Source organism: Soonwooa sp., assembly GCF_030151385.1.
Lineage (GTDB): Bacteria > Bacteroidota > Bacteroidia > Flavobacteriales > Weeksellaceae > Soonwooa.
Genome location: NZ_JASLDS010000007.1, coordinates 1 through 25,183, shown reverse-complemented (window position 1 = coordinate 25,183; position 25,183 = coordinate 1). Strand labels below are relative to the sequence as shown.

Below are 25,183 nucleotides of genomic sequence, written 5' to 3'. Positions count from 1 at the left end.
TTTTAGCAGAGGGGCTCACCTGTTCCCATTCCGAACACAGAAGTTAAGCCCTCTAGCGCCGATGGTACTGCTAGCGCGGGAGAGTAGGTCGCCGCCAGTTTTTTTTAAAAGCTCATCAACATTGTTGATGAGCTTTTTTTGGTTTAAACATATAAGACCTAGGTAGAAGCTAGCAGCTACTAGGTAGCTACTATAAGCCGCTAGCTGCCAATCAGCTTCGCTTGTGCGAGCATCTTGCTCGTATTGATAATAAACAAGAAACCTCTTACAGTTGTTGAGAGTGTCCTGCTCGTATCTGTAAAGACAAAGACTACAGTTCTAGAATGAATAATAGGTACTAGGAATTTGGTAGCAGTTACTAGCTGTTAGCCATTAGCCATTAGCTAAGAGCTAAGAGCTAACAGCCAGAAAAGCTAGCCCCGATTGAACGGCATGTTCGAGCTCTTTTTGTATGCAGTTGGAAATAGCTCGGCACAAAAGAGCGAGTAGTGAAAGCGGGAATGAGCTCCTAAAATTGCTTATCAATACCTCAATTCTTTTTGTAGTATTATGAGCTTAAATTTTAAGTGTGTTATTTGTGCTTGTTGCAATGAGCTTCGTTACTGATAATGCAAAAATATTTAAGAAAAATTTAGCAATATATAAAGTTGGATTTCGTTTCTTTTCGTTACATTTGATATACATAAATTATTTGAACCTATGAAAAAAACACTTAAGATGGCAGCTTTGGCTTTGATGGTTTCAATGGCTGCAGTTTCTTGTAAGAAAAAAGTTTCTGATGCTGATTTAACAACTCAGGCAACAACAGTGGTAGCAACTTATCCAGGTACTTCTGTTGAAGTGAAAGATGGACAAGCGCACCTAAGTGGGGTATTTGCGACACAAGCTGATAAAGATGCTGCTATTGCTAGTCTAAAAGCTGTTGCTGGTATTAAAGATGTACATGATATGGCTACTGTAGCGCCTGCTGCACCTGTTGAAGTACATACTGTAGATGCAGCTGTATTGCAAAAAGTTGCTGATGCTGTTAAAGACATTAAAGGTGTTAAAGCTGAAGATGTTGCAGGTGTTCTTACATTAACTGGTACGGCTTCTGCTGCTGATGCTAGAAAAGTGAAGGAGTCTGTTGACGCTTTGAAAATTGGTAAATACGATAACAAAATTGTAGTTAAATAAGAAATTATGAGTTTACAAGATAAATATGCAGGCGTAGTTTCTGCAGCACAAGGTGCTGGACTTTCTGATTTGAATATTCAAGAGCAAGATGGTATTTTATACATCACTGGTGGTGCTAGTAATAGTGCGGCTAAAGATGCTGTATGGAATGCTTTAGGTGCTATTGACCCTAATTATACTGCTACAGATATTAATATTGATGTGCAAGTTTCTGGATTAGCAGCTGGTGCAGCTTTGACTGTTGCAACCGATGAGTCTAACCTTAATATCCGTCAAGAGCCATCTACTGATGCTAGCATTGTAGGAAAAGCTGCTAAAGGTTCTACAGTAACTTTGGTTGAGCAATCTTCTGACGATTGGTGGAAAGTAAAAACTGCTGATGGTGTAGAAGGATATGCTTACGCTAGATATTTGAAAGCTTAAGATACTAATCTTTTATATAAGAAAACCTCCAATTTTGGAGGTTTTTTATTTTTGATATTTTCGAAGAATATTTTCAGTGATTATCTTCTCGATGTTGTCGGGATAGTCGACTGTGAAATGTCTGTCTGCATTAACCCATTTTTCCAAGGCTTCTAAAGATAGTTTGTCCGAACTTTCGATGCCGAGTTTGTTAAGATAGCAAGCATTGTAAGCTTGTTCGTACTGATTGTGAATTGGAATTACAAATAATTTTTTGTGAAGATATAATGCTTCGGCTGGTGTTTCGAAACCGGCATTGCAGAGTACACCTTTGCAGTTGGCAAAAGCATCGATAAAATTCTTTTGGTCGATGGGGAAAAATTCAACGTTATTTTTTCGATAAGCTTCTTTTGATTTTTTTGAAAAAACTTTCCAATTGACATCGATTTTGGACAAGGTTTCAAAAATAGCTTCGTCCGAATAACTTGGTAGATATACTAAATAAAAATCATTAATCTTTGCATCCAACGCTCGAATTTCCTTTCTAATAACTGGAGTTTTGACATTAGGATGAAAAGCTTCAAAATGAAATCCTATTTTCTCCTTGCAAGGCGCATAATATTTTAGTATTTGTTCACCAAGCCAACTTTTATGACTTGGCTTTGGAACACCTTGGAAAGACAATGCCGCTTGATGACTGAGCGCTATTATTGGATGATGTTTTAGTTTGGCAGCCCATGCAGTTATTGGTTCAAAATCATTGATAATCAAATCGTAGCTTTCGATATTGAACTTTCGGATAAGTTTGACTGCTTTGCAATAATTGTTATTAAATAAAGTCTGATTGTAAGACAAGCCGCCGTGATTATCGTAAAGAAGTGAAATACCTTTAAAACGAAAATCAATATCGATTTTTGGTTTTAGCTGGCTTTGGTGCCCACTTATTAAAACATCGACTAATGCATGTTTTTTAAGAATCGGAACTATTTCTTGAGCGCGAGCAATATGTCCGTTTCCGGTGCCTTGTAACGCGTAGAGAATTTTCATATTGCGATATTTTTTAGTTCAAAAATATCTTTGATTGGCAAGTCAAGTAATTCTTCATCTTCTGGAGTTGAGTCTGGTTTTAACTCATCTTTGATATCGTCGAAGTATACAATTTTCCATTCTCCATTTTCAAACTCTAAGGCGCTAAGGTTTTCCACCCAATCACCAGAATTTAAGTAGATGCATTTACCTTTATTGTTAACAATTTCGCGCATTTGTGGTTGATGGATGTGACCACAAATCACATAATCGTATCCGTTTTCAATGGCTAGTTCCGACGCTGTAAGCTCGAAATCACCAATATATTTAACAGCTTTTTTAACATTGTTTTTTATCTTTTTTGAAAATGAATACTTTTCGCGTCCCATTTTCACCAAAGCCCAATTGACAACATTATTAATCTGTATTAACAAGTCGTAACCTTTGCCACCTAGTTTTGCAATCCACTTGGAATGTTGCACCGAAGCATCAAAAACATCGCCGTGGAAAATCCAAGTTTTTTTGTTGTCAATATCCATGGTTAATTTGTTGCAAAGTTTTAGGTTTCCTAATTCTAAATCTGTGAATTTTCTAAAACTTTCGTCGTGATTTCCTGTGATATAATACACTTTTGTGCCTTTCGTAGCGAAGTTGATTAGCTTCTTAACTACTTTAAGATGCGACTTTGGGAAGTAACTTTTTTTGAATTGCCAAACGTCGATAATATCACCATTCAGAATTAAAATTTTGGGTTTTATCGATTGGAGATAAACGAGAAGTTCCTTGGCTTTGCAGCCGTAAGTCCCAAGGTGAATATCGGAGATTACGACAATTTCTGGATTTCTTGTCATGGCATTTATTTTTACAAAAAACGTGTTTTAGTTTTACGTGGATGTAAACCTATTGTTATTTGTTTAGTACGAATATGTTGCTTAAAGATTAACAACTCGCTGATTATCGGACAATATTCATTTCAAAATTTTATATTTGCAAGATTAGATAATATTATGAAAGGACAGAACAAACTTTTTTTTGCCATCATCATCGCTTTGATTATCGGTGTTGTGATTGGCGGGATTGTTAATAAGTATGAGAGAGGTACAAAAATTCGGATTAATACTGAAGTTGTAGATGCTAAACATCCCGAAGTTGACGAAATTAAATTCAAGACAACTGATGGAAAAAGTTTTAGTCAAAAAATTATTATTGCTAAAGATGATTCTAAAAAAGATTCATTAACCAAAGTTTATGAAGGTCAAGATATTATTGTTGTAGGACAAGATGTTAAATCTGTTTTCGAGCCTACACAATTAAAAGGTAAAGATGTACAAATCGGAAAAGTTGAAAAATCGAATGCTGGTCGTGCAACCTCTCTTGACCGCATCACATCTTTTGCGGATATGATTAAACTTTTAGGAACAATTTTCATTCGTCTTGTACAAATGATTATTGCGCCTTTAGTCTTTACAACTTTGGTTGTTGGTATTGCCAAAATGAGTGATATTGCAATGATTGGCCGTGTTGGTACCAAAGCAATGTTATGGTTTATCAGTGCATCGTTGGTTTCATTATTAATCGGTTTGGTTTTGGTCAACTGGATGGAACCTGGAAAAGTAATGCATCTTGAAAAACCTGCTGCAGATGCCGCTGGCGAGTTGATGAAAAGTGCACACAATGGACTTTCATTAGAACAATTCGTGAGTCATGTTGTACCCAAAAGTTTATTCGAAGCATTTGCAACCAATGAAGTTTTGCAGATTGTGGTCTTCTCTGTAATGTTTGGAATCGCCTTGTCTGCCATGGGTGAAGAATATACAAAACCAATCGTAAAAGCTCTAGATATCTGCGCACACGCTATTTTGAAAATGGTAGGTTACATCATGTGGGTAGCACCTTTGGGTGTTTTGGGAGCCATCGCAGCGGTTGTCGCGACCAACGGTTTCGAAATCTTCTTGGTATACGCCATCTATCTACGAGACTTCTTCTTTGCATTGGCAGTTTTATGGTTAGTTTTACTTTTGGTCGGTTACTTTATTTTAGGAAACAGATTATTTAGCTTGCTTAAAAGAATTAAATCACCTTTACTTATTGCTTTTTCAACAACAAGTTCTGAGGCGGTATTTCCAAAATTAGTTGAGGAATTAGAAAGATTCGGCTGTAATAAAAGAATTGTGTCATTTATTTTACCATTAGGTTATTCATTTAACTTAGATGGAAGTATGATGTACATGACATTTGCTTCAATTTTTATCGCGCAAATTTATGGTGTCGAAATGAGTTTAGGACAGCAAATCATCATGTTATTGGTACTGATGTTAACCAGTAAAGGTATTGCAGGTGTACCAAGAGCGAGTTTAGTAATTATCGTGGCAACATGTTCGATGTTTGGTATTCCGGCAGAAGGTATCGCGCTTATTTTGCCAATCGACCACTTCTGCGATATGGGAAGAAGCATGACCAATGTGTTAGGGAATGCTTTAGCAACATCTGCAGTTAGCAAATGGGAAGGACAGCTAGAAGGTGAACTTCAAGAAAGTTAATTTCTATTACAAGAATAGTTAGCAAACATTATATCAATACGGAAATTGTTTTAATTTCCGTATTTTTGTATTTATAAAAGAGAACAAAATTTTATGTTGACGAAAGAAAGAGTTCAAGACTTTTTAAAAGAGATAGAAGTAGATGACTTGGTTACCAATCTACATGTTATGGGTAACGATGTCTATATCGATATGATTGCGCATTCGCCTGCAATGCACGAAAAGAAAAAATTGGAAGTTGCGATGAAGCAAGCTTTTGCTTCGGAGTTTGGTGAAGAAACTCAACTAAAACTAAAAATCGCTTCTCCTGAATTGCCTGCTCAGCCAGAAATTAAAGGTAAAGAAATCCCAGGAATTCAAAATATTATTGCGATTGCTTCTGGAAAAGGTGGCGTTGGTAAATCTACGGTTTCTGCAAATTTAGCAGTCACTTTAGCAAAGATGGGTTTCAAAGTTGGGATTTTGGATGCTGATATCTACGGTCCATCTGTTCCGACGATGTTTGATACAGAAGGGCAAAAACCGATTTCGGTGGAAGTTAATGGTAAAAACCTAATGCAACCTATCGAAAATTATGGTGTTAAAATGCTTTCGATTGGATACTTCTCAGGTGCTAACCAAGCTGTTGTTTGGAGAGGACCAATGGCAAGTAAAGCGCTTAACCAAATGTTGCGCGATGCCAACTGGGGCGAGTTAGATTTCTTATTAATCGATCTTCCTCCAGGTACAGGAGATATTCATTTGTCAATTATTCAGGAAGTTCCTGTAACAGGTTCGGTTATCGTGAGTACACCACAACATATCGCGCTTGCTGACGTTAGAAAAGGTATTGCGATGTTCAATATGGAAAGTATTAACATTCCGGTGCTTGGACTTATCGAAAATATGGCGTACTTTACACCAGAAGAATTGCCAGATAACAAATATTATATTTTTGGCAAACAAGGTGCTCAGTATATGGCAGAAGATTTAGGAATTCCTGTATTGGGAGAGATTCCATTAATCCAAAGCATTAGAGAAGCAGGCGATGTTGGTCGTCCTGCAGCTTTGCAAGAAGGTTCAAAAATCGCTGAAATCTATACTGAGACAGCACGAAAAATGATAGAAAGCCTTGTTGAAAGAAACAAAAATCTTCCTCCAACCGAAGCAGTAAAAATCACGACAATGGCGGGATGTTCGCCGAAGAAAAAATAATGAGTATGGAAAACACAAATCTAACGCACGAAGAATTGGTAACTAAGGTGATGGAAGCTTTGGAGAGCATTCGTCCATTCCTTAACAAAGATGGTGGTGATATCGAGCTCGTGGATGTTAAAGAAAACAAAGCTTATGTTAAGCTTTTAGGGACTTGTTCTAGCTGTCACATCAGTCATTCTACAATGAAATTGGGTGTTGAAAGTACCATCAAACAACACGCTCCCGAAATTTTGGAAGTTATTAATATTGACGAAATCTAAACCGTCGAATTATATTAAATACAAAAGCGCCCGATAACAAAGTTATCGGGCGCCTTTTTTATTCTTTTACTCAACAATCTCTGCGTCGATTATTTTGTTCGGCATAGGATTATCTTTTTGTTGATATTCCCAAATCAAATATTTGTCGACTTCTTTTAGCAACATTGGAATCGCGAAAGCCAAAACCGCCAAGTCATCCAAAGCCCCAATAAAAGGCACAAAATCCGGAATTAAGTCAATTGGAGATAACACATAGACCAACGCCAAAGCAGGGAACAAAATGTCCGTAAACTTCATGTTGTACCTACCGCTGCGCCAAGCTTTTATCATGCGAAAGACCGCTGGGATTTTTTGCAAAAAACCCTTGTGTTTGAGAGCTTCTTGCGCCAATTTCATTTTAGAATATTTCATTTGTGTGTGTATAAAATTTTTTCATCATCCAATTTGCAAATAGCATTCCAATACTATCTTAACAAATTATAAATTATTTGCTAACACTGTCAATAAAGCTTTGATTGTCTGCAGAGTTCCAATCCAGCGTAGCATCTTCCTTTTTCAAAATCTGAAGATTTCTTCCAATAATATAAGTTGTCGGAAAAACATTTGGAAGAATTTTCGGCGTCAACGGACTTTGTGCAATGTAGACAGGCGTCGTATAATTATTGTCAGCCAAGAATTTTTTCACATCCTCTTCCTTATCCTGCATCGCTATCAAAACAAATTTTACTTTTTGATTTTTCGACTTGTACAAAGCCTCGATGGTTGGCCATTCTTGGCGGCATGGCGCGCACCAAGTTCCCCAGAAATTCAGGAAAATAATCTGACCTTTAAAGTCACTTAACTTCGCATCAGGTACATTCATTCCCTTAAGGTCGACATCCAGATCTGCGTCAGAAAAGCTACTTTCTGCCACCACTTTATCCACAGTTGCTGTCATCCCAAATTGGTCGCTTACGAACTCGCGCAAAGGTTTCACCAAAGCAAAAACCAATACCACAGCAAGCAGAATTACATATACCAGATTCTTTTTCAAAAAAGTCATATCACAAATTTTTTGGGCGTGCCCCAATGTTTTCCAATTCCAAACCTCATAGGTTTTCCTAGCCAAAACATTGGGTCGGTCTCCGTGCAGTCGCTGTTTTTTCCTTGGTCGCTGAGCGGAGCCGAAGCGCCACTTCGGCTCCGCTCAGCGACCATCACAAAAAAACGAGCTCCAACAATGCACTTCGCCCTCACGCAAATGTCGTTTAATTATAAAAATTTAAATCAGTTGAAGCAATTCTTCAACAGTATCCTTTCCTCTATTTTTAGCATAGTAGGTTTGTAACTCTACATAGAAGTCATCTTTAGACATTGTGTCGGGATTAGCTTTGTATTTTTCCAAAAGCTCTTTTCCATGTTTTGGTCTTGGTCCCCAATGGTTAATGTAGTTGAGATTTTCGTCCAAGAAAATAACAATCGGAATAGACTTTCCGCCATCTGTCAAAAACGAATCTATCAAAGACGGCTCTTGATCACGATAGGTAATTCTGATTTCGAATTGCTCAAAAAACTTCACCACAACTGGAATAACTTGGCTAGCATCACCACACCACGCTTCGGAGATTATTAAGATTTTTCCTCGGAAGTTTTTCTTTGCCAAAGTCGCAACATCTTCTTCACTCGGCGTATATTTTTCGAACATTCTGTTCATACGTTGGATGCCTAGTCGGTAATATTCTCCAAATTCCGCTTCTTGCTCATTTTTTGGATTGCCCAATCTTTCGCCAGCTTCTCTTAGATATTCGTTGTAGGATACTGCATTATCCCAATATTTCTTTATTTCCATTTTTTTATTACAAATTTCGTTTTATCAAATTTATCTCAGTGTAACTTTTATGACAATAAGATAATTATATTCTGCGTATTTTATTAATCATATACATATCAGCCAATACAAAAGCTGCTAAGCTTTCAACAATTGGGACGGCACGTGGAAGCACACAAGGATCGTGACGACCTTTACCTTCTACCACAACAATTTCGCCATCTTTGTTGATGCTTTCTTGTGGACGGAGTAGGGTGGCAATCGGCTTAAAAGCCACTCGGAAATAGATGTCCATTCCATTAGAAATGCCACCTTGGATACCACCAGAAAGATTTGACTTTGTTGTTCCATCTGCATTGAAAAGATCATTATGTTCTTTCCCCGTCATTTTTGCACCACAAAATCCACTTCCGTATTCAAAACCTTTACAAGCATTAATGTTTAACATCGCTTTTCCAAGCTCTGCATGCAGTTTGTTGAAAATTGGTTCTCCCCAACCTGCAGGTACATTTTTAATAACACAAGTTATAGTACCGCCAATCGTATTGCCTTCTTTTTTTACTTCTTTAATGCGTTCAATCATTTTTTCGGCAGTCTCGGCATCTGGACAACGCACGATGTTGCTTTCGGTTTTAGAAAAGTCTAAAGCTTGGTAAGGTTTTTCGCAAAAGATATCACCAACCGACGACACATAAGCATTGATTTCCACATTGGGAATTAATTGTTTTGCAAGACTTCCTGCAACAACCCAATTTAGTGTTTCGCGTGCAGAAGATTTTCCACCACCACGATGATCGCGAATGCCATATTTTTGATCGTAAGTATAATCGGCGTGACTCGGACGATAGGCGCCCGAAATGTGATCGTAATCTTTAGAACGTTGATTTTCATTTTCAACAATAAAGCCAATGGGCGTTCCCGTTGATTTTCCATCAAAAATTCCTGATAGAAAACGAACTGTGTCGCTTTCTTTTCGCTGTGTTACAATCGCTGACTGTCCTGGCTTTCTGCGATCCAAATCTTTCTGAACTTCGTCTAGATTTAGTTCTAATCCTGCTGGAAAATTAGTAATTACACCACCGTACGCTTCTCCATGACTTTCACCAAAAGAGGATAAAGTCAAAAAGTTTCCTAATACATTAAACATAGCACAAATTTATGGAATTTTCTAAGATTTTGAGTCTATATAGATTATAGATGTTTTTTAGTATAAAGTTTTGTAAAATGAGATTTGTTGGCAAAAACTAACCATGCGAAAACCCAAACTCACCATTCATACATTTAGAGCTTTAATGGACTTGTATTACTTATACTTTTGAAAGAAAAATATTATGAGAATGCAAATTAAAATTTTTGTATTACTAGTTTTTGTGACTAGTATTTTTTCTTGTCGTGGTGATAACGGTATCGACGGGAAAGATGGGAAGGATGGTGCAAATGGACAACCAGGAGCTAACGGGAATGCCAATGTTGTAATTTCTGTTTGGAAGAAACCAACTAATACAAAAGATACAATTATTGATGCAAGTAATATGAAAGTTGCTACTGTTACTGCACCCGAATTGAAGCCAGAGATGGTTGGAAATGCTGCAATTTTTGTTTATTTAAATTATGGAGAAGGAACCTTTCCTTTACCTCATGTTTCTAATGCAGGAGGTCGCGTTAGTACAGTTAATTTTTTCCCTCAAAAGTTTAAAATAAGACCGACTCGATTTACCCATGATAATAGCAACGCAGCTGGATTTTCTTCAGTTGTAGAGTTTAGATATATAATTATCCCATCAGGTACTGGAAATAAAAGCGCTAGTCAAGTTGATTACAATGATTATGAGAGTGTGAAGAAGTTTTATAATTTAAAAGATTAAATAATTGAAGTTCGGGTTTATTGATTAAGTTTGCGGTATGATGCAGACAGTCAATAAATCCGTTCTTATTCTTGGTGCCAATTCGGATGTTGCCAAACAAGCGCTAAAACTTTATTTGCAAAAAGGCTTTAAAGTGATGGCTGCTTCTCGGGATTTGACTTCTATTGAGAAATTTGCTGAAGAAAATAATTTAGATTCGTCGAAAGTTAAATTTCTGTATTTTGATGCTGCCGACTTTTCTTCACATCAGGAATTTTACAATCAACTTCCAACAAAACCCAATATTGTTGTTTATGCTGCTGGATTTTTAGTTCAGAATGAAAAAGCATTCCATGATTTTGATGCCACTTTTCAAATGATGAAAGTAAATTATGCTGGTGCAGTTTCAATTTTAAATATTATTGCTTTTGATTCGACCAATAAAAAATTAGAACGAATTATTGGTTTGTCGTCACTGTCTGGCGTGCGTGGCCGAAAATCCAACTTTGTCTATGGAAGCACAAAGTCTGCTTTTACCCAGTATTTAGCTGGACTTCGTCAAGAATTATCTAACCGAAATATTTCGGTGAATGTTTTGGTAATTGGCTATATCAATACAAAAATTAACGAAGGTTTAGATTTGAATAAAAATCTTATTATGGAACCCGATTATGTGGCGAAACATATTGTCGAAGCAGGAAGTTCTTTCAGTATCGTTCCAAATTGGAAATGGAAAATTATCTATCGAATCCTAAAATGGTCGCCAGAATTTCTTGTCGCCAAATTACCATAAGAAAAGCCTATCAAAACTTGATAGGCTTTTACATTTTATTCAAAATTCAGAATTATTTTTTCTGAAGCTTAACCGTTGTTTGTGTATTGTTTTTGAATTTTACCACAGCAACGTAATTTCCAGATGATAAGTTATTAACTTCTAGACTAACTTCTTTAGCATTGATTTTTGCTTCTTTTACCAGTTTGCCATCAATTGAATAAATACTTACAGTAGAAATTTCAATATCACTTTTCAGATTTAATTTGTCTGAAATTGGATTTGGGTAGATTGACAAGTTGTTTTGCTTAACATTGTTAACTGCTAAGGTTTTTTGCGAAACTTTAATATTATCAATAAACAAATACATTTGCTTAGGATCAGAATAAGCTTGGAAACCTAAGTAGTATGTTCCTGCTTCAGTTGCAGTAAATTCTGCTTGCCCAGTTTTCCAACCTGTGTTATTGATAAATGCTTCTCCGTTGTTATCCCAAATAACATTGGTCATATCAGAAGCTGCTTTCTTTTTGCCGATTGCGACTTTTAGTTTTTCATTAGTGTTAAAACCTCCAGTACGGTAATCGAATTCGATTTTAGCAGTTTGGTTTTTTTCTAATGCAATTCCTTTAGAGATATACCAAGAGTCTGCAGCATTATAATCGTCATAACGGTATCTAGCATACTTTGTACCTTCTGATGCTTGGTAGAAAGAATTGTTTTCTTCAATCGTCCAATTGTTTGTTTTTCCACCGTTTTCTAGCTTCCAGCTATCATCAGTTTCAAATCCAAAACTATATGGCAATGTTGCTACAACTTCAGTTGATTTTGCATTAACCTCGATATCATCAACAAACCAAGAGTTAGCATTGTTATTCGTCATAACAAAAGCGATGTAAACTTTCTGTCCCGCGTACGCACTTAGGTCAACAGTTTTCTTTTCGTACACATTGTAGACTCCAGCTAATTGATTTTCGTTCCAAGTTTGGATTGTTGAAAAAGAACTATGATCTGTTTGGGAAGTTGTCGAAACCTTTATGTAATAGGTACTTTGGTTAGAAGTTTGGTTAGCATTTAGTTTTCTCGTGTAGAATGATAATTCTCCTTGTGGCGCATTAGTAAGGTCAATAAGTGGACTTACCATCCAGTCTTCTGCTAGCTCACCAGCTGCTACTTTTTCGTATTGAACGTATGCAGCTTTGCTACCATTGTGTACATCACGCGTTTCTAATTTCCAGTTTTGCTTGGTGCCAAGACCATTGGTGCCAATAAAAGTTGTCCAACCTGCAGGTGGAAAAGTCGGTCCTTCGAATCCTTCCGTTAAAATGTTTTGTGCGTTGATTGTTTGCATTAAGCCTAAGCCAATGCAAAAAAGTAATGTTTTTTTCATAAAATTATTTAAGTTAGAGTGTGGCGAAGATAGCGTGAAGCACAAGCTAAAAGCAAGGCTTTTCAATAAATACGTATTTTTAACTAAATAATTAGTTTTTTTAATGTTGATTTTGTAATTTATTCTAAAATATGTTGTGTTTTACGTATTTATTTGTTTGATTAAAGTCTAAGGCTTTTGTATTATTGGATTTATAATTTATTATTAGATTTTTTTAATTCTAAATTTTATCTTTATTATCTTTATTATCTTTTTCTAATTGTTGTTGATATAATATTAGATTTTAGTACTGATTTAAAATTAATTTGAAATAATTAATGGTTTTTGATGTTAAATAAATATATTAGCTTTAAAATATTATTTATGATTAAATTATTTAAGAGAAGAACTATTGCTTTGTCAGCTAGTTTTGCAATTGTATCGATGTTGGTATTGTCATGTAGAAGTAGTGATGATGGTGGTTCCACTACAAACGGTAGTAACTACAAGATTACGGTAACTTTGAACAATGTTAGTGCTGAGGATTTTGTTTCTGTAGTTACTGTTGGTGCTGGAAAATCTGATGTGTATACCAATTGGAAAGTCAATGGCAAAGTAAGAAGTGGCGAGTCAACCATTAGCTTGGGTAAAAATGATTTTACAGGATCAACTAAGACTTATGTTATTGAAACTTCTGAACCTATTACGACGATGACGGCAGGTGCGCAAATTATTAACTATGGTGCAGATTTGCCTATGAGTTATAAAATTGAAAAAAATGGGAAAACTGTCGTTGATGAAAATTTAACGTTAAAAGGAGATGGAACCGATTTTTCAAAAAATTATAGCTTCTAATTTCTACTCAACAGATATTATAAAAAATAAGAGGGCGAAACTTTAGTTTCGCCCTCTTATTTTATTATTGTTGACAATCAGTTATTTAACATAAGTTTTGTTGCCGTTTTTGTTGATGTAATATTTTCCTCCTCTAGGACCAACTAAAATTTGGTGATTGTTTTCAACACCGGCAGATGTCGGAACATAAGCAGTTTTTTGAGGTTTAGGAGCTGCTTGTGGCTTCGGTGTTACAGATGTATTTTGTGCAGTTTGTTGTACCGGTGCAGGTGCAGGAGCTGTAGTCGTATTGATTGTGGTTTCTTTATTCTTTTTAGTATAAGTACGTTTCGGCTTCTGAGGTGTGTCTGTTGTTGTGGTTGTTACAACTTGTGTTGTTGCTGTTGCATCAGTTGCTTTTTGTTTTTTCTGTTTTTTAGGTTTAGTCGTTGTAGTGCTTGGATCAGCAGTTTGAGCATAAGCGCTTGTAAAACCAACAGTCATCATTAGAAGTAGCAAGATTGCTTTAAAATTTTTCATTGTTTGTAATTTTTAATGTTCTTGCTGTTGATTTTTCAAAATACAAACCATTGTGCCAAAAATTTTATTAAAAAATAATTAAATCAATTATTTCCTTTAATATTAGATAAAGCATCAGTTTCTATATTTCCTAAATAGACATCATTGGTAAATTGCTTTAGATAAACGCCATATGAATTGGGAGCATTGCATCTTCTAATAATTTCTATTGGGATTGTTTCAGTATTTGTAAAAGTAATTGTAGCAGGAAAATGTTCGCATTTATCTCTTTCAGCTTCATTTACATCCATGTTATAAAATTGTTTTATGCTGTCATTGTCAAGATAAAAACCTTCTATATCAATATTTGCAATTTGATTTGTTGAAATGATGTTTTTGAATTCCTGAAGTGCTAGGTTTTTGATTAATATATTTAGGGCAAAGATTGAAGCTAATGATATCGAAAATAGTACAGTCATTGGCTTGTAGAATTTGAATTTCTTACTCATTACTTCTTCATTATTAGACACATCGAAGAAAGGTATTGTCATTACAAATAATGCTGCTCCTGATATTAAACCTAAAAAAATAAAAAGGCCTAGGAAGTATTCTAGATTATTAATGATGTTGTACATAAAAAAGCGAGGCTCAATAAAACCTCGCTCTAATTTATCATTATTTTTGAATTGAAACTATGCTTTCAAATCCAATTTTAATTCCAATTCATTCAATTGCTCGTTGGCGATTGGTGCGGGCGCATCAATCATTACATCGCGACCTGAGTTGTTTTTCGGGAATGCGATATAATCTCTAATCACTTCGTTTCCGTCCAAAATCGCAACCAATCTATCAAATCCAAATGCTAAACCTCCGTGTGGTGGTGCTCCGTATTTGAAGGCATTCATCAAGAATCCGAATTGTGCTTCTGCTTCTTCTTTTGTGAATCCTAATAAATCGAACATTTTAGATTGCAATTCTTTATCGAAAATTCGGATAGAACCACCACCGATTTCGTTTCCGTTTAGTACTAAATCGTAAGCGTTGGCTCTTGCTTTTCCAGGATCGGTTTCTAATAAACTAAAATCTTCTGTTTTCGGAGACGTGAATGGATGGTGCATTGCGTGGTATCTTCCAGTTTCTTCATCCCATTCTAAAAGTGGGAAGTCGATTACCCAAAGTGGTGCAAATTCATCGCCTTTTCTTAGACCTAAACGATTTCCAAGTTCCATTCTCAAAGCGGAAAGCTGTGCTCTTACCTTGTTTTCAGAACCTGAAAGAATCAACATTAAATCTCCAGCTTTCGCTCCGAATTCGTCAACGATTTTCTTTAAATCTTCTTCGTTGTAGAATTTGTTAACCGATGAAGTAATCGTTCCATCAGATTGATATTTAACCCAAACCATTCCTAAAGCTCCAATCTGTGGTCTTTTCACCCAATCCGTAAGCTCGTCGATTTGTTTTCTTGTATATTCTGCAGCTCCTTCAACATTGATTCCGACAACCAATTCGGCATTATCAAAGATTTTAAAATCTTTTCCTTTTGTTAAATCATTTAATTCGTGAAACTCCATCCCAAAACGAATATCTGGCTTGTCGTTTCCGTATTTTTTCATAGCATCAGCAAAAGTCATTCTTGGGAATGCTGGGAAATCTTTTCCTGTAATGTCTTTCAACAATGTTTTGGTCATTCCTTCGAAAACATTCATAATGTCTTCTTGTTCCACAAATGCCATTTCGCAATCGATTTGTGTAAACTCTGGCTGTCTATCGGCTCTTAAATCCTCGTCACGGAAACATTTCACAATTTGGAAATATTTGTCCATTCCGCCAACCATCAATAATTGTTTGAAAGTTTGCGGTGATTGTGGAAGTGCGTAAAATTGTCCAGGATTCATTCTGCTTGGAACTACGAAATCTCTTGCGCCTTCTGGTGTCGATTTAATTAAAACAGGTGTTTCAACCTCGATAAAACCTTCATCGGAAAGATAGTTTCTTACTTTTTGTGCCATTTTGTGACGGAAAATCAATTTGTCCTTCACTGGATTTCTGCGGATATCCAAATAGCGGTATTTCATTCTCAATTCTTCACCGCCATCGGTTTCGTCTTCGATGGTGAATGGTGGCAACTGAGATTCATTTAAAATCGTTAATTTTTCAACCAAAATCTCAATATCACCTGTTGGGATTTTTGGATTTTTAGAGGCTCTTTCAATAACTTTTCCTTGAACTTGAATCACAAATTCACGACCTAATTTCTTAGCTTCTTCCATCAAAGCCGCTGTTGAACGCTCTTGGTCGAAAACCAACTGTGTAATTCCGTAACGATCTCGCAAATCTATCCAAATCATAAAACCTTTGTCACGAATGGTTTGTACCCATCCGGAAAGTGTAACTTCTTCATTTAGATTCTTTAGCGTCAATTCGCCATTGGTGTGTGTACGGAACATTTTTCTTGAAATTTTAAATTTTTAAATGCTTCGACTTCGCTCAGCATGACATTTTTTCAGGTGCAAAGATAGGGAAAATCAAAGAAAAAGCCTTTTGATTTTTTGGTCAAAAGGCGGGCTTGTATAAAATATTTTAGTCTTTGTATTCAAGGATATCTGCTGGTTGGCATTCTAAAGCTTTGCAAATGGCTTCCAGTGTGGAAAGTTTTAAAGCTTTTGCCTTACCAGTTTTCAAAATGGATAAGTTGGCTTGTGTGATGCCAATTTTTTCTGCCAATTCTTGGGATTGCATTTTGCGTTTGGCAAGCATGACATCGATGTTGATAATTATTGGCATAGTCCGTCTAGATGGTTAAATCGGTTTCGGCTTGGAGGTCAACGCCTTGCTGATAAATTTTTTGGATAACGTACAAGATTCCGGCAAACAAAAAATATTCCGAATTGCTTATGTTCATTTCTATTTTTATTTCGTAACTCATTATTTCTAAAATCAAATTTACCAAAAACGAAACGATTCCCAATATAAGAAAGATTAAAGCTGTTTTTGATAACAGATTAGAAACTTCTTGCGAAAAAGGTGTTTTGTTTTTTATAGCATTAATTATTTTCAAAGTAGTTCTAAGCAATACAATATATAAAAATGATATTACTAGAGCATTAAATAAAACTAGCCAAAGATGTGGTTTCGTTAGTGTTTGTAAATCTTTTATTTGTCCTGAAAAAAGACCTAGCTTAATATTTGTCTCACTCAATCTACCAATATCTATATTAAAGATTGAGGTTATTGTCATTAAGAAGATTAGCACAAAAATAAGACATGCTGAAAGTAATGAGAAAGTGAAAAGCAATTTTAGAATGCTAAGAATTGTGGTAGATGTGTTTTTCATATTACAATGTTTTGTTATTGCAATATTATAAAAAATTATCGTAAAACGATAAAATTATTTTAAGTTTTCTCCAAAAGTTAATAATGTTCCGTTGGGATCGAGGATGGAGAATTCTTTTTGATTCCAAGCTTTTGTTTCTAAAGCGCCATTGGGATGGATTTTGACATTGTTCTGAATAAGTGTTTCATATAATGTTTCGATGTCTGTAACTCGGATGTATAACATGAAATCTGATTTTTCTTTTTCTAAACTTGGATAACTGAAAAAGTGAATTTCTAAATTGTTTTTTTCTAAAATCATATAATCTCCGTAATCTGATATCATATCGAAACCTAATTGCTTAAGATAAAAGTCCAAAGTTTCTACTTTATTAATAAATGGAATTTTTGGGATAATGGCTTGTAACATGTTTTGCTTTTTGGATAAGTAAATTTAGGTTTTTATGAGAGAATTTTTTGGCAGTTAGTAGTCGCGTGAGCGATGGTAGCGGATATCCTTTGGGGTGGCGTGAGGCGGCGGAGCGTAGCGGAGCCGTCCGAGCGCCACACTAAAGATAGAAGCGGACGTAGCGACCCGCGGGTTTTGGCGATGGAAACCTCATAGGTTTTCGCAAACCTATGAGGTTTGGGTTGGGAAATCCGCGGGACACGCCCTAGTCAACGAACTTTTTGTTATTTGAATTTTATTTCCTAAATTCGTAATAACCAAACACTTAATCTTTTTTAATTATGGGAAAAGGAGATCAAAAATCCAGAAGAGGTAAGATAACTGCAGGAAGTTATGGGAAAAGAAGACCTCGCAAATCATCACATTCAGTGGCTGTTGCTGAAAAACCAGTGAAAGCGAAAGCGGAGCCAAAAGCAAAAGTAGCAAAGCCGAAAGCCGAGAAAAAAGTGGAAGCCGAGGTTGAAGAAAAACCAAAAGCTAAGAAGACAACAAAAAAGACCGAAGAATAATTTCGGTCTTTTATATTTTTAGGCTTGATGAAAATTATTTTCCAAACAAGCTTCCAAGCAATCCGCCAAGTCCACCTTGTTGAGATTGTTGTTGGTTGCCACCACCAAGTACGCTTCCTAAGATATCGCTAAGTGGGTTGCCAGAACCTGAACCGCCACCAAGAACACTTCCTAAAATACTGTTAAGAGGGCTAGATGATTGATCTTGCGCTTGATTTTGTGCGCCACCAAGAATACCTCCTAGCAAATCGCCAAGACCTCCCGCACCAACATTGTTTTGTTGCTTCTGTTGACCAATATATCCCATAATTACTGGTGCTAACATCGCTAGAGCTGGTCCAATTTTGTCCATTGATATACCTGTGTTAGCAGAAAGTTGATTTTCTACAGCAGCTTTGTTATCTCCAAAAACATGGTCCAAAATAGAGTTACCCTCGTCTTGTCTGTTAAGCGCCTGCGATGGATCGTTAAGAATACTTCCATCGTGGTCTTTGTCTAGAGCGTTGTTAAGTGCTTCTGCTTCGTTAGCATTGTTAGATGTTTTGTTTCTTAGATAAGAAATTACCAAAGGCGCAGAAACTGCTAATAATGCAATGATTTGATTTTTGCTGATCCCGAATTTGTTTTCAGCTTGTTCTGCAACTTGGTTGCTAGAGTTTCCTGTTAATAGGTCTAATAGACTCATAGTAATTTATGTTTTTAAAATTGTTTATTGTGTTCTGCGATTTGTCTTAGCAATTAATATTCCGTTTTGTCAACTTTGTCTGTCCATTTTGTAAAAGTTTCCAAAGCTTCGTCTCTTAACATCGTGTGCATCGGGATTTTTCGATCTTCGAGAGCTAACGGAATTTCATCATATATTAAAGAATCGTCGAAACCAATATTCTTGGCGTCTTCTCTCGTGTTGGCATAATAAATTTTGTCAATTCTTGCCCAATAGATGGCACTAAGGCACATTGGACAAGGTTCGCATGAGGTGTAGATTTCGCAGCCCGAAAGATTAAAATCATCAAGTTGCTTGGCCGCATTTCGAATGGCAACAACTTCGGCATGTGCTGTTGGGTCTTTATCAACGGTGACTTTGTTGCTTCCCTCAGCGATAATTTTACCATCTTTAACAATGACAGCGCCAAAAGGACCGCCGCCGTGGTCGACGTTTTCGCAAGAACAAGCAATCGCTCTGCGCATAAATTCTGGATTCATAAAATATTGGTTTTTAGTTTTTAAAAATAGGAACGTTGCTGCAAGCTTCACCAAACATCAAAGATTTCACCATCGGTTTTAGCTGTTCTACCAATTCGATGTAAGCGTTATTTGGCATATCAACGTCAGAGCAACCTTTTACGAGAACGCGTTTGTCTTTTAAGTCAGAATAGTCATAAGTTTTAATAGCGTTATGCATCAACAAAACATTAAGATCTTCTAGGTTTCCAAAAACAATTTTTTTGGTAACCTCTGTTAATTTGGCTGCAATTAAAAAATATGCCCACAGCGGAATAATGCTGTCTTCAGAACAATAGATATAGACATAAGCATCGCGGTATTCTTCTGGATTGATGTTCGCGATTTTCTCGCGGTATTCTTTTTCTCGAAGGATAAGTCCCTCGTATAAAAAATCTTTTAGGTCGATTCCGACTTTCTTTCCTTTCGGCATTAAGGACGATAAATCAAAATTTACCAAACTTGTATTTTCTGCAACTTTATTACGGATTTCGAATTCTTCAGACATGATATTATTTTTATCTTTACAACAAATTTAGTTCAAATAATTGAGTTTTGATTCATGTTAAAAATAATCTGAAATCAAAATTTTAAAATACAAATTCTACATTGAAATATTACATTATAGCAGGTGAAGCTTCAGGTGATTTGCACGGAAGTAATTTGATGAAAGCCTTGAAAGAGAAAGACCCCAATGCTGATTTTAGATTTTGGGGAGGCGACTTGATGGCTGCGGAAGGTGGACATCTTGTGAAGCACTATCGTGATTTGGCTTTTATGGGATTTGTGGAAGTTGTACAAAACCTTAGCACCATCCTCAAAAACATCAAACTTTGCAAAAAAGATATTGCCAATTACAAACCTGATGTTTTGATTCTTGTAGATTATCCAGGTTTTAATCTCCGCATTGCAAAATTTGCAAAATCTTTGGGAATTCGCGTTGTTTATTATATTTCGCCGCAGCTGTGGGCTTGGAAAGAAGGTCGTGTAGAAACCATCAAAAAGTACGTTGATGACATGTTGGTCATTCTTCCTTTCGAAAAAGATTTTTACAAAAAACATAAGGTTGACGCTCATTTTGTTGGACATCCTTTATTAGATGCTATTTCGGATTTGCCTCCAGTGGATGTTGAAACATTCAAAAAAGAAAATGGACTCAACCAGCAACCAATTATTGCCTTACTTCCCGGAAGTCGCGAGCAAGAAGTTAAAAAAATGTTGGAGTTGATGTTGTCTGTTCGTTCGAATTTTAAAGATTATCAGTTTGTTATTGCTGGTGCGCCAAGCTTGCCAAAGTCTTTTTATGAACAGTTTGTAGATGCTGACGTTCATTTTGTTTCCAACAAAACTTACGATTTGCTTCGTTGTTCAGAAGCTGCTTTGGTAACTTCGGGGACTGCAACTTTGGAAACTGCACTTCTCAACACGCCAGAAGTTGTGTGTTATCGAGGAAGTAAAATTTCCTATGAAATTGCAAAACGTTTGGTAAAACATATCAAATACATTTCGTTAGTCAATCTGATAATGGATCGAGAAGTTGTCACCGAATTGATCCAAGATGATCTTAATACTAAAAATCTTGTGAAAGAATTGCAAGATATTTTAACAGGTTCTAAACGCGGACAAATGCTTTCGGATTTTGCTCAACTTCGTGAAAAGCTTGGTGGAAAAGGTGCTAGCGAAGTTGCTGCTGGTTTGATATTTAACATAAAATAATTTCTGATAAAAATGACCAAAGGCATCAAAAGTCTACTTATATTTATTCTTATAATTTGCTTTCCAAAAACAATTTTTTCTCAAGAAACTAAAACTCGAGAAAAGATTCAGATTTTTTATTATGGCTGGTATGAGAATCCAGAATACGATGGAAAATATGAACATTGGAATCACGATATTTTACCACATTGGAGCAATCCGAAATGGAATAATTTAGGAAATCATAAAGGTGGAGATGATATTGGTGCCAACTTCTATCCTGCTTTAGGAAACTACAGTTCCAACGATCCCGAAATTATCAAAAAACACATGAAGATGATGAAGGATTCTGGTGTTGGCGTGGTTGTCCTGAGTTGGCTAGGAAAAGGCTCTTCGGTTGATAACAGCATTTCGAAGTATTTGGATATTGCTGATGAATTCAATCTTAAAATTGCTTTTCATATTGAACCTTTTTATAAAAATGTAACTGAATTTAAAGAACAAATTGCTTATCTAAATCAAGCATATTCTCAGCATCATGCTTTTTATAAGAAAGATGGAAAAGCTTTGTATTACGTGTATGACAGTTACAAAATCCCAGCTTCGGAATGGTCAAAACTGCTTTCGAAGAATGGTGACGACACAATTCGAAATACAGATTTGGATGCTCTTTACATAGGACTTTGGGTTGAAAAAGATGATGCTGAATTTTTTGAAGTTTCTGGGTTTGATGGGTTTTATACCTATTTTGCAAGTGAAGCTTTTGTTTTTGGAAGCACGATTGCCAATTGGGATTATATGAGCCAATTTGCGAAACAGAACAATCTTATTTTTATTCCTTGTGTTGGTCCTGGTTATTCGGATACGAGAATTAGACCTTGGAACGCCGCGAATTTTAAAAGTAGAGAAAAAGGAAAGTACTACGAAAAGATGTTTCGTGCAGCAGAACGTGTTAATCCTGACTATATTGGTATTACCTCTTTCAACGAATGGCACGAAGGAACACAAATAGAGCCTGCGATTCCGAAAAAGTCAGGAAATTTCAAATATGAAGATTACGGAAAAGATCAGTGGATGTACATTAAAGAAACGAAACGTCTTAGCGATGAGTTTTTGAACAAAAAATAATTAAAAGTATGCGTCATGTCTCGCCAGCCACTTTTCGTAACGCTGTTGGCATTCTGTCTTGGGATTTTACTTCAAGATAGATTTGGTTTTGAGATTTGGTTTGGACTTTTAATTTTTATTGTTTTTACTTTTGTAAGTCTTTTTTCTTTCATTTTTAAAATCCCGTTTCTGGTTAAATTCCGAAGCCTGTTTTTAGTTTTAAGCTTCTTTGGATTTGGTGCTTTCGTGCATTGGTTTAATGTTTCTGATTATCAAGAATTAAATTTAAAAGGAAAGCACAATGTTGTTTTCGAAATCGATAAAAAACTAAATTCCAACGAAAATTATAGAAAGTATCAGGCTAAGATTTCACAATTGGACAATGAGCCGAAAGATTTTTCAATTGTTATACAAGTTCCGAAAACTGCACCTGAATTAGATTTTAAACATGTTTACAAATCAAATGTTTATTTTTCTGATTTAAAATCTCCAGAATATCCGTTTCAGTTTAACTATCCCAAATACCTCGAACGTCAAAAAGTCTCTGGACTTGCTTTCGCTAATGGAACAATTCTAGAAGCTTCTAAAAGTCGAATTTCCATTGCTGATCACATCAAGCAAAAACGTTTGGAAGTTTTGCAACGAATCAATCATTCCCAACTTAATGCTAAAAATCGAGAATTTCTAAAGGGTATTATTCTAGCCGACCGAACCGAAATGGATGAAGTGACTGTTTTAGATTTTAATAAATCTGGATTGGTGCATCTTCTTGCGATTTCGGGCTCACATATGGTAATTATTTTTTGGTTGATTTTGTTTATTTCAAAGAAAATCTTTCCAAACCAGTGGAAAAAAGTAGCAATTTGTTTTGCGCTGCTTGGTATTTGGTGTTTTGCAATTTTCATCGATTATGGAAGTTCGGTTGTTAGATCCTGCTTGATGATTAGTTTTTATTATGTTGTCAAACTTCTTAATCGCCCGCCCAGCATTTTGCAATCTTTGTCATTGTCGGCTTTTGTCATTTTACTTTGCGACTCGCAACAGTTTTTTGATGTAGGCTTTCAATTAAGTTATGTTGCTGTTTTAGGGATTTTTTGGCTGAATCAACCAATTATCAAATGTTTTCCAAAACGAAACAACAAGTTTTACAAATTTGTAATTGCGATTTTTAGCTTGTCGCTTTCTGCACAATTGGCAACTTTACCACTGGTTTTGTATTACTTTCATCAATTTTCGTTGGTGTCAATATTGGCGAATCTCTGTATTATTCCTTTTTCCGAGATTATCATTATTTTTTCGTTGTTGATGGTCGTTTCGTTTGCTTGCAATCTTGAATTTGTCTGGCTAGACTTTGTTTATGATTATTTTGTTTTTTGGTTGTTGAAAGCCATACATTGGTTTGCTGATTTTGAAATTTTATTCACTAAAAATATCGGCTTTTCTATACTCGAAATTTTAGCATCTTTTGTTATTTTGTATTGGTTGCGCTATGTTTTGGTGAAACGAAATCTCAAATATTTTGTGAAAATTGGCTTTTCACTTCTTGTATTTTTTATGATTCGACTCGGAATTAACTTTTATCATATTAATAAAGATGAGGTTTTAGAAATTGCTTCGCGCAAAAACAAAATCATCATTATTAAAGAAAAATCAAATGTATATGTTTTAAGTAAAAACAATACTGATAATCAGCTTTCTGAAAAATATTTAATCGGTCCTTATTTAGCTTATCGGAGACTTTCTAACTATCAAATTATTAATGTTTCTGCGGAATATTCAGGTTTTAATTATCGAGGAAAATATTATGATTTGAGTAAATAGTTTGTGATTTATTTAGAAAGATTATAAACTACTCAATTGTGACATATCTCACGATGCTCGCTCTTAACATTTTTTTAACTTTGTGCGTATTCAAAAAAATAAAATTAGATTATGGCAGGATTTTCATCTTCAATAGGAAGAAAATATGCAATGGCACTATCGGCGATGTTTTTGCTGGTTTTCTTGGTGATGCACCTTTTCACGAATATGCTATCTGTATTCAGTGTTAATGGTTTTAATCAGGCATCTTATTTTATGGGATATAATCCCCTAATTCAATATTTGATGCAGCCTATTTTGATTTTTGCAGTGTTTTTCCATTTTATTATGGGATTCATTTTAGAAGCAAAAAACAACAAGGCGAGACCTGTAAAGTACGATGTTAACGGTGCTGCGGCTAATTCTTCTTGGATGTCTAGAAATATGATTATTTCTGGATTGGTTATTTTAGCTTTCTTAGGGCTTCACATGTACGATTTTTGGTTACACGAAATGACGTACAAATATGTCCCTGGACACGGCGACCCAATGGATATGACAAGATTTTGGGATGAACTTCATGCGAAGTTTGCTGATGTTTGGAGAGTTGCAATTTATGTAATTGCTTTTGTATTGTTAGGTTTACACTTAGCTCACGGATTCCAATCGGCGTTCCAATCAGTTGGTGCAAGACATCCAAAGTACACACCATTCATTAAGGCATTCGGAACTTGGTATGCTATTTTGATTCCAGCAGGATTCATTGTTATTGCTATTTTTCATTTTATAACTCAATAATTTCATAAAGAGAATGAGTAATTTAGATTCTAAAATTCCAGCAGGTCCACTTAAGGACAAATGGAGTAATCATAAAGACCATATGAACCTTGTTGCGCCTAACAACCGTGATAAAATTGATATTATTGTTGTTGGAACAGGATTGGCAGGTGGTTCTGCTGCAGCTACTTTAGCTGAACAAGGTTATAACGTAAAAGCATTTTGTTATCAGGATTCTCCAAGAAGAGCGCACTCTATTGCTGCTCAAGGAGGTATTAACGCTGCTAAAAATTATCAAGGTGACGGTGACTCTATCTATAGATTGTTCTACGATACTATTAAAGGAGGTGACTACCGTGCAAGAGAGGCAAACGTATATCGTTTAGCTGAGGTTTCAGGAAATATTATTGACCAATGTGTATCACAAGGTGTTCCTTTTGGACGTGATTACGGAGGTCAGTTAGATAACCGTTCTTTCGGTGGGGTTCAGGTTAAAAGAACTTTCTACGCAAAAGGACAAACTGGTCAACAGTTATTATTAGGTGCATAT

Annotated in this window: 29 protein-coding genes, 1 rRNA gene and 1 pseudogene; 15 read left to right on the top strand and 16 right to left on the bottom strand. The window is 35.7% G+C overall.

Going from position 1 to position 25,183, the window contains the following annotated elements; translation table 11 throughout:
• The 3 genes from rrf to Q1V95_RS00985 all read left to right on the top strand — a co-directional run.
• Window positions 1-100 (top strand): 5S ribosomal RNA (rrf, locus tag Q1V95_RS00995); the annotation flags it as partial.
• Between the two features lie 599 nt (window positions 101-699).
• Window positions 700-1,176 (top strand): BON domain-containing protein, encoded by a 477-nt coding sequence (locus Q1V95_RS00990; RefSeq protein ID WP_300669251.1) that lies wholly within the window; start codon window positions 700-702, stop codon window positions 1,174-1,176.
• A gap of 6 nt (window positions 1,177-1,182) precedes the next feature.
• Entirely contained in the window at window positions 1,183-1,599 is a 417-nt protein-coding gene (locus Q1V95_RS00985) for an SH3 domain-containing protein (RefSeq protein WP_300669249.1), read from the top strand.
• Between the two features lie 45 nt (window positions 1,600-1,644).
• On the opposite strand, the gene Q1V95_RS00980 is transcribed toward Q1V95_RS00985, so the two are convergent.
• Window positions 1,645-2,625 (bottom strand): glycosyltransferase family protein, encoded by a 981-nt coding sequence (locus Q1V95_RS00980; protein WP_300669246.1) that lies wholly within the window; start codon window positions 2,623-2,625, stop codon window positions 1,645-1,647.
• Window positions 2,622-3,455 (bottom strand): UDP-2,3-diacylglucosamine diphosphatase, encoded by an 834-nt coding sequence (locus Q1V95_RS00975; protein ID WP_300669243.1) that lies wholly within the window; start codon window positions 3,453-3,455, stop codon window positions 2,622-2,624. Before Q1V95_RS00975 ends, Q1V95_RS00980 begins: the two co-directional genes overlap by 4 nt.
• 156 nt (window positions 3,456-3,611) lie before the next feature.
• On the opposite strand from Q1V95_RS00975, the gene Q1V95_RS00970 reads away from it, so the two are divergent.
• From Q1V95_RS00970 to Q1V95_RS00960, 3 genes are all read left to right on the top strand, one after another.
• Window positions 3,612-5,144, top strand: a complete 1,533-nt coding sequence (locus Q1V95_RS00970; RefSeq protein ID WP_300669241.1) for a dicarboxylate/amino acid:cation symporter — start codon at window positions 3,612-3,614, stop codon at window positions 5,142-5,144.
• A 93-nt stretch (window positions 5,145-5,237) separates the two neighbouring features.
• Window positions 5,238-6,338, top strand: a complete 1,101-nt coding sequence (locus tag Q1V95_RS00965; RefSeq protein ID WP_300669239.1) for an Mrp/NBP35 family ATP-binding protein — start codon at window positions 5,238-5,240, stop codon at window positions 6,336-6,338.
• 5 nt (window positions 6,339-6,343) lie between these two features.
• A complete protein-coding gene (locus Q1V95_RS00960) occupies window positions 6,344-6,601 on the top strand; it encodes a NifU family protein (RefSeq protein ID WP_300669237.1) in 258 nt (85 codons plus the stop codon).
• 66 nt (window positions 6,602-6,667) lie between these two features.
• Here the strand turns inward: Q1V95_RS00960 and Q1V95_RS00955 are convergent, their stop codons facing one another.
• The 4 genes from Q1V95_RS00955 to aroC form a co-directional block, all read right to left on the bottom strand.
• The gene (locus Q1V95_RS00955; RefSeq protein ID WP_300669235.1) at window positions 6,668-7,012 is read right to left on the bottom strand and encodes a DUF1232 domain-containing protein; all 345 of its coding nucleotides are present in this window, start codon (window positions 7,010-7,012) and stop codon (window positions 6,668-6,670) included.
• A 73-nt stretch (window positions 7,013-7,085) separates the two neighbouring features.
• Entirely contained in the window at window positions 7,086-7,643 is a 558-nt protein-coding gene (locus Q1V95_RS00950) for a TlpA disulfide reductase family protein (RefSeq protein WP_300669233.1), read from the bottom strand.
• Between the two features lie 219 nt (window positions 7,644-7,862).
• Window positions 7,863-8,429 carry a thioredoxin family protein gene (locus Q1V95_RS00945; protein WP_300669231.1) on the bottom strand — a complete coding sequence of 189 codons (567 nt, stop codon included), beginning with the start codon at window positions 8,427-8,429 and terminating at the stop codon, window positions 7,863-7,865.
• A 64-nt stretch (window positions 8,430-8,493) separates the two neighbouring features.
• Entirely contained in the window at window positions 8,494-9,555 is a 1,062-nt protein-coding gene (gene aroC, locus Q1V95_RS00940; protein WP_300669229.1) for a chorismate synthase, read from the bottom strand.
• 223 nt (window positions 9,556-9,778) lie between these two features.
• On the opposite strand from aroC, the gene Q1V95_RS00935 reads away from it, so the two are divergent.
• On the top strand, window positions 9,779-10,273 hold the full coding sequence (locus Q1V95_RS00935) for a hypothetical protein (RefSeq protein ID WP_300669227.1): 495 nt from the start codon (window positions 9,779-9,781) through the stop codon (window positions 10,271-10,273).
• A 37-nt stretch (window positions 10,274-10,310) separates the two neighbouring features.
• Window positions 10,311-11,045, top strand: coding sequence for an SDR family NAD(P)-dependent oxidoreductase (locus tag Q1V95_RS00930; protein ID WP_300669225.1), 735 nt, complete (start codon window positions 10,311-10,313; stop codon window positions 11,043-11,045).
• A gap of 52 nt (window positions 11,046-11,097) precedes the next feature.
• On the opposite strand, the gene Q1V95_RS00925 is transcribed toward Q1V95_RS00930, so the two are convergent.
• Complete coding sequence (locus Q1V95_RS00925) at window positions 11,098-12,411, bottom strand: choice-of-anchor J domain-containing protein (RefSeq protein WP_300669224.1); 1,314 nt, start codon at window positions 12,409-12,411, stop codon at window positions 11,098-11,100.
• 363 nt (window positions 12,412-12,774) lie between these two features.
• Here Q1V95_RS00925 and Q1V95_RS00920 point away from each other — a divergent pair, with 363 nt between their 5' ends.
• Entirely contained in the window at window positions 12,775-13,245 is a 471-nt protein-coding gene (locus Q1V95_RS00920; protein ID WP_300669222.1) for a hypothetical protein, read from the top strand.
• An 81-nt stretch (window positions 13,246-13,326) separates the two neighbouring features.
• On the opposite strand, the gene Q1V95_RS00915 is transcribed toward Q1V95_RS00920, so the two are convergent.
• The 6 genes from Q1V95_RS00915 to Q1V95_RS00890 form a co-directional block, all read right to left on the bottom strand.
• Window positions 13,327-13,764: a hypothetical protein gene (locus Q1V95_RS00915; protein ID WP_300669220.1), complete on the bottom strand. Its 438-nt coding sequence runs from the start codon at window positions 13,762-13,764 to the stop codon at window positions 13,327-13,329.
• Between the two features lie 83 nt (window positions 13,765-13,847).
• Complete coding sequence (locus Q1V95_RS00910; protein WP_300669218.1) at window positions 13,848-14,378, bottom strand: hypothetical protein; 531 nt, start codon at window positions 14,376-14,378, stop codon at window positions 13,848-13,850.
• Between the two features lie 57 nt (window positions 14,379-14,435).
• Window positions 14,436-16,190: an aspartate--tRNA ligase gene (gene aspS, locus Q1V95_RS00905; protein WP_300669216.1), complete on the bottom strand. Its 1,755-nt coding sequence runs from the start codon at window positions 16,188-16,190 to the stop codon at window positions 14,436-14,438.
• Between the two features lie 133 nt (window positions 16,191-16,323).
• Entirely contained in the window at window positions 16,324-16,527 is a 204-nt protein-coding gene (locus Q1V95_RS00900; RefSeq protein WP_300669214.1) for a helix-turn-helix transcriptional regulator, read from the bottom strand.
• A 7-nt stretch (window positions 16,528-16,534) separates the two neighbouring features.
• Window positions 16,535-17,077: a DUF2975 domain-containing protein gene (locus Q1V95_RS00895; protein WP_300669212.1), complete on the bottom strand. Its 543-nt coding sequence runs from the start codon at window positions 17,075-17,077 to the stop codon at window positions 16,535-16,537.
• Between the two features lie 54 nt (window positions 17,078-17,131).
• Complete coding sequence (locus Q1V95_RS00890; protein WP_300669210.1) at window positions 17,132-17,485, bottom strand: VOC family protein; 354 nt, start codon at window positions 17,483-17,485, stop codon at window positions 17,132-17,134.
• Window positions 17,486-17,805: 320 nt separating this feature from the next.
• Here Q1V95_RS00890 and Q1V95_RS00885 point away from each other — a divergent pair.
• Window positions 17,806-17,880 (top strand): annotated as a pseudogene (locus Q1V95_RS00885) (30S ribosomal protein THX); the annotation flags it as partial.
• Window positions 17,881-18,067: 187 nt separating this feature from the next.
• Here the strand turns inward: Q1V95_RS00885 and Q1V95_RS00880 are convergent.
• The 3 genes from Q1V95_RS00880 to Q1V95_RS00870 are packed head-to-tail and all read right to left on the bottom strand — an operon-like array spanning window position 18,068 to window position 19,762.
• Entirely contained in the window at window positions 18,068-18,718 is a 651-nt protein-coding gene (locus Q1V95_RS00880; protein ID WP_300669208.1) for a DUF937 domain-containing protein, read from the bottom strand.
• A gap of 53 nt (window positions 18,719-18,771) precedes the next feature.
• Entirely contained in the window at window positions 18,772-19,236 is a 465-nt protein-coding gene (locus tag Q1V95_RS00875; protein ID WP_300669206.1) for a nucleoside deaminase, read from the bottom strand.
• Window positions 19,237-19,249: 13 nt separating this feature from the next.
• Entirely contained in the window at window positions 19,250-19,762 is a 513-nt protein-coding gene (locus tag Q1V95_RS00870) for a DUF2480 family protein (RefSeq protein ID WP_300669204.1), read from the bottom strand.
• 101 nt (window positions 19,763-19,863) lie between these two features.
• On the opposite strand from Q1V95_RS00870, the gene lpxB reads away from it, so the two are divergent.
• The 5 genes from lpxB to Q1V95_RS00845 form a co-directional block, all read left to right on the top strand.
• Window positions 19,864-20,970: a lipid-A-disaccharide synthase gene (gene lpxB / locus Q1V95_RS00865; protein ID WP_300669202.1), complete on the top strand. Its 1,107-nt coding sequence runs from the start codon at window positions 19,864-19,866 to the stop codon at window positions 20,968-20,970.
• 12 nt (window positions 20,971-20,982) lie between these two features.
• Window positions 20,983-22,077, top strand: coding sequence for a glycoside hydrolase family 99 protein (locus Q1V95_RS00860; protein WP_300669200.1), 1,095 nt, complete (start codon window positions 20,983-20,985; stop codon window positions 22,075-22,077).
• A gap of 15 nt (window positions 22,078-22,092) precedes the next feature.
• Window positions 22,093-23,877: a ComEC/Rec2 family competence protein gene (locus Q1V95_RS00855; protein WP_300669198.1), complete on the top strand. Its 1,785-nt coding sequence runs from the start codon at window positions 22,093-22,095 to the stop codon at window positions 23,875-23,877.
• A gap of 111 nt (window positions 23,878-23,988) precedes the next feature.
• Entirely contained in the window at window positions 23,989-24,654 is a 666-nt protein-coding gene (locus Q1V95_RS00850; protein WP_300669196.1) for a succinate dehydrogenase cytochrome b subunit, read from the top strand.
• A 13-nt stretch (window positions 24,655-24,667) separates the two neighbouring features.
• Window positions 24,668-25,183: FAD-binding protein (locus Q1V95_RS00845; protein WP_300669194.1), on the top strand; the 516-nt coding region annotated here is incomplete at its 3' end.

Coding starts and splice junctions, on each gene's coding strand:
- Q1V95_RS00990 (WP_300669251.1), top strand. CDS start 700: ATGAAAAAAACACTTAAGATGGCAGCTTTGGCTTTGATGGTTTCAATG.
- Q1V95_RS00985 (WP_300669249.1), top strand. CDS start 1,183: ATGAGTTTACAAGATAAATATGCAGGCGTAGTTTCTGCAGCACAAGGT.
- Q1V95_RS00980 (WP_300669246.1), bottom strand. CDS start 2,625: ATGAAAATTCTCTACGCGTTACAAGGCACCGGAAACGGACATATTGCT.
- Q1V95_RS00975 (WP_300669243.1), bottom strand. CDS start 3,455: ATGACAAGAAATCCAGAAATTGTCGTAATCTCCGATATTCACCTTGGG.
- Q1V95_RS00970 (WP_300669241.1), top strand. CDS start 3,612: ATGAAAGGACAGAACAAACTTTTTTTTGCCATCATCATCGCTTTGATT.
- Q1V95_RS00965 (WP_300669239.1), top strand. CDS start 5,238: ATGTTGACGAAAGAAAGAGTTCAAGACTTTTTAAAAGAGATAGAAGTA.
- Q1V95_RS00960 (WP_300669237.1), top strand. CDS start 6,344: ATGGAAAACACAAATCTAACGCACGAAGAATTGGTAACTAAGGTGATG.
- Q1V95_RS00955 (WP_300669235.1), bottom strand. CDS start 7,012: ATGAAATATTCTAAAATGAAATTGGCGCAAGAAGCTCTCAAACACAAG.
- Q1V95_RS00950 (WP_300669233.1), bottom strand. CDS start 7,643: ATGACTTTTTTGAAAAAGAATCTGGTATATGTAATTCTGCTTGCTGTG.
- Q1V95_RS00945 (WP_300669231.1), bottom strand. CDS start 8,429: ATGGAAATAAAGAAATATTGGGATAATGCAGTATCCTACAACGAATAT.
- aroC (WP_300669229.1), bottom strand. CDS start 9,555: ATGTTTAATGTATTAGGAAACTTTTTGACTTTATCCTCTTTTGGTGAA.
- Q1V95_RS00930 (WP_300669225.1), top strand. CDS start 10,311: ATGATGCAGACAGTCAATAAATCCGTTCTTATTCTTGGTGCCAATTCG.
- Q1V95_RS00925 (WP_300669224.1), bottom strand. CDS start 12,411: ATGAAAAAAACATTACTTTTTTGCATTGGCTTAGGCTTAATGCAAACA.
- Q1V95_RS00920 (WP_300669222.1), top strand. CDS start 12,775: ATGATTAAATTATTTAAGAGAAGAACTATTGCTTTGTCAGCTAGTTTT.
- Q1V95_RS00915 (WP_300669220.1), bottom strand. CDS start 13,764: ATGAAAAATTTTAAAGCAATCTTGCTACTTCTAATGATGACTGTTGGT.
- Q1V95_RS00910 (WP_300669218.1), bottom strand. CDS start 14,378: ATGTACAACATCATTAATAATCTAGAATACTTCCTAGGCCTTTTTATT.
- aspS (WP_300669216.1), bottom strand. CDS start 16,190: ATGTTCCGTACACACACCAATGGCGAATTGACGCTAAAGAATCTAAAT.
- Q1V95_RS00900 (WP_300669214.1), bottom strand. CDS start 16,527: ATGCCAATAATTATCAACATCGATGTCATGCTTGCCAAACGCAAAATG.
- Q1V95_RS00895 (WP_300669212.1), bottom strand. CDS start 17,077: ATGAAAAACACATCTACCACAATTCTTAGCATTCTAAAATTGCTTTTC.
- Q1V95_RS00890 (WP_300669210.1), bottom strand. CDS start 17,485: ATGTTACAAGCCATTATCCCAAAAATTCCATTTATTAATAAAGTAGAA.
- Q1V95_RS00880 (WP_300669208.1), bottom strand. CDS start 18,718: ATGAGTCTATTAGACCTATTAACAGGAAACTCTAGCAACCAAGTTGCA.
- Q1V95_RS00875 (WP_300669206.1), bottom strand. CDS start 19,236: ATGAATCCAGAATTTATGCGCAGAGCGATTGCTTGTTCTTGCGAAAAC.
- Q1V95_RS00870 (WP_300669204.1), bottom strand. CDS start 19,762: ATGTCTGAAGAATTCGAAATCCGTAATAAAGTTGCAGAAAATACAAGT.
- Q1V95_RS00860 (WP_300669200.1), top strand. CDS start 20,983: ATGACCAAAGGCATCAAAAGTCTACTTATATTTATTCTTATAATTTGC.
- Q1V95_RS00855 (WP_300669198.1), top strand. CDS start 22,093: ATGTCTCGCCAGCCACTTTTCGTAACGCTGTTGGCATTCTGTCTTGGG.
- Q1V95_RS00850 (WP_300669196.1), top strand. CDS start 23,989: ATGGCAGGATTTTCATCTTCAATAGGAAGAAAATATGCAATGGCACTA.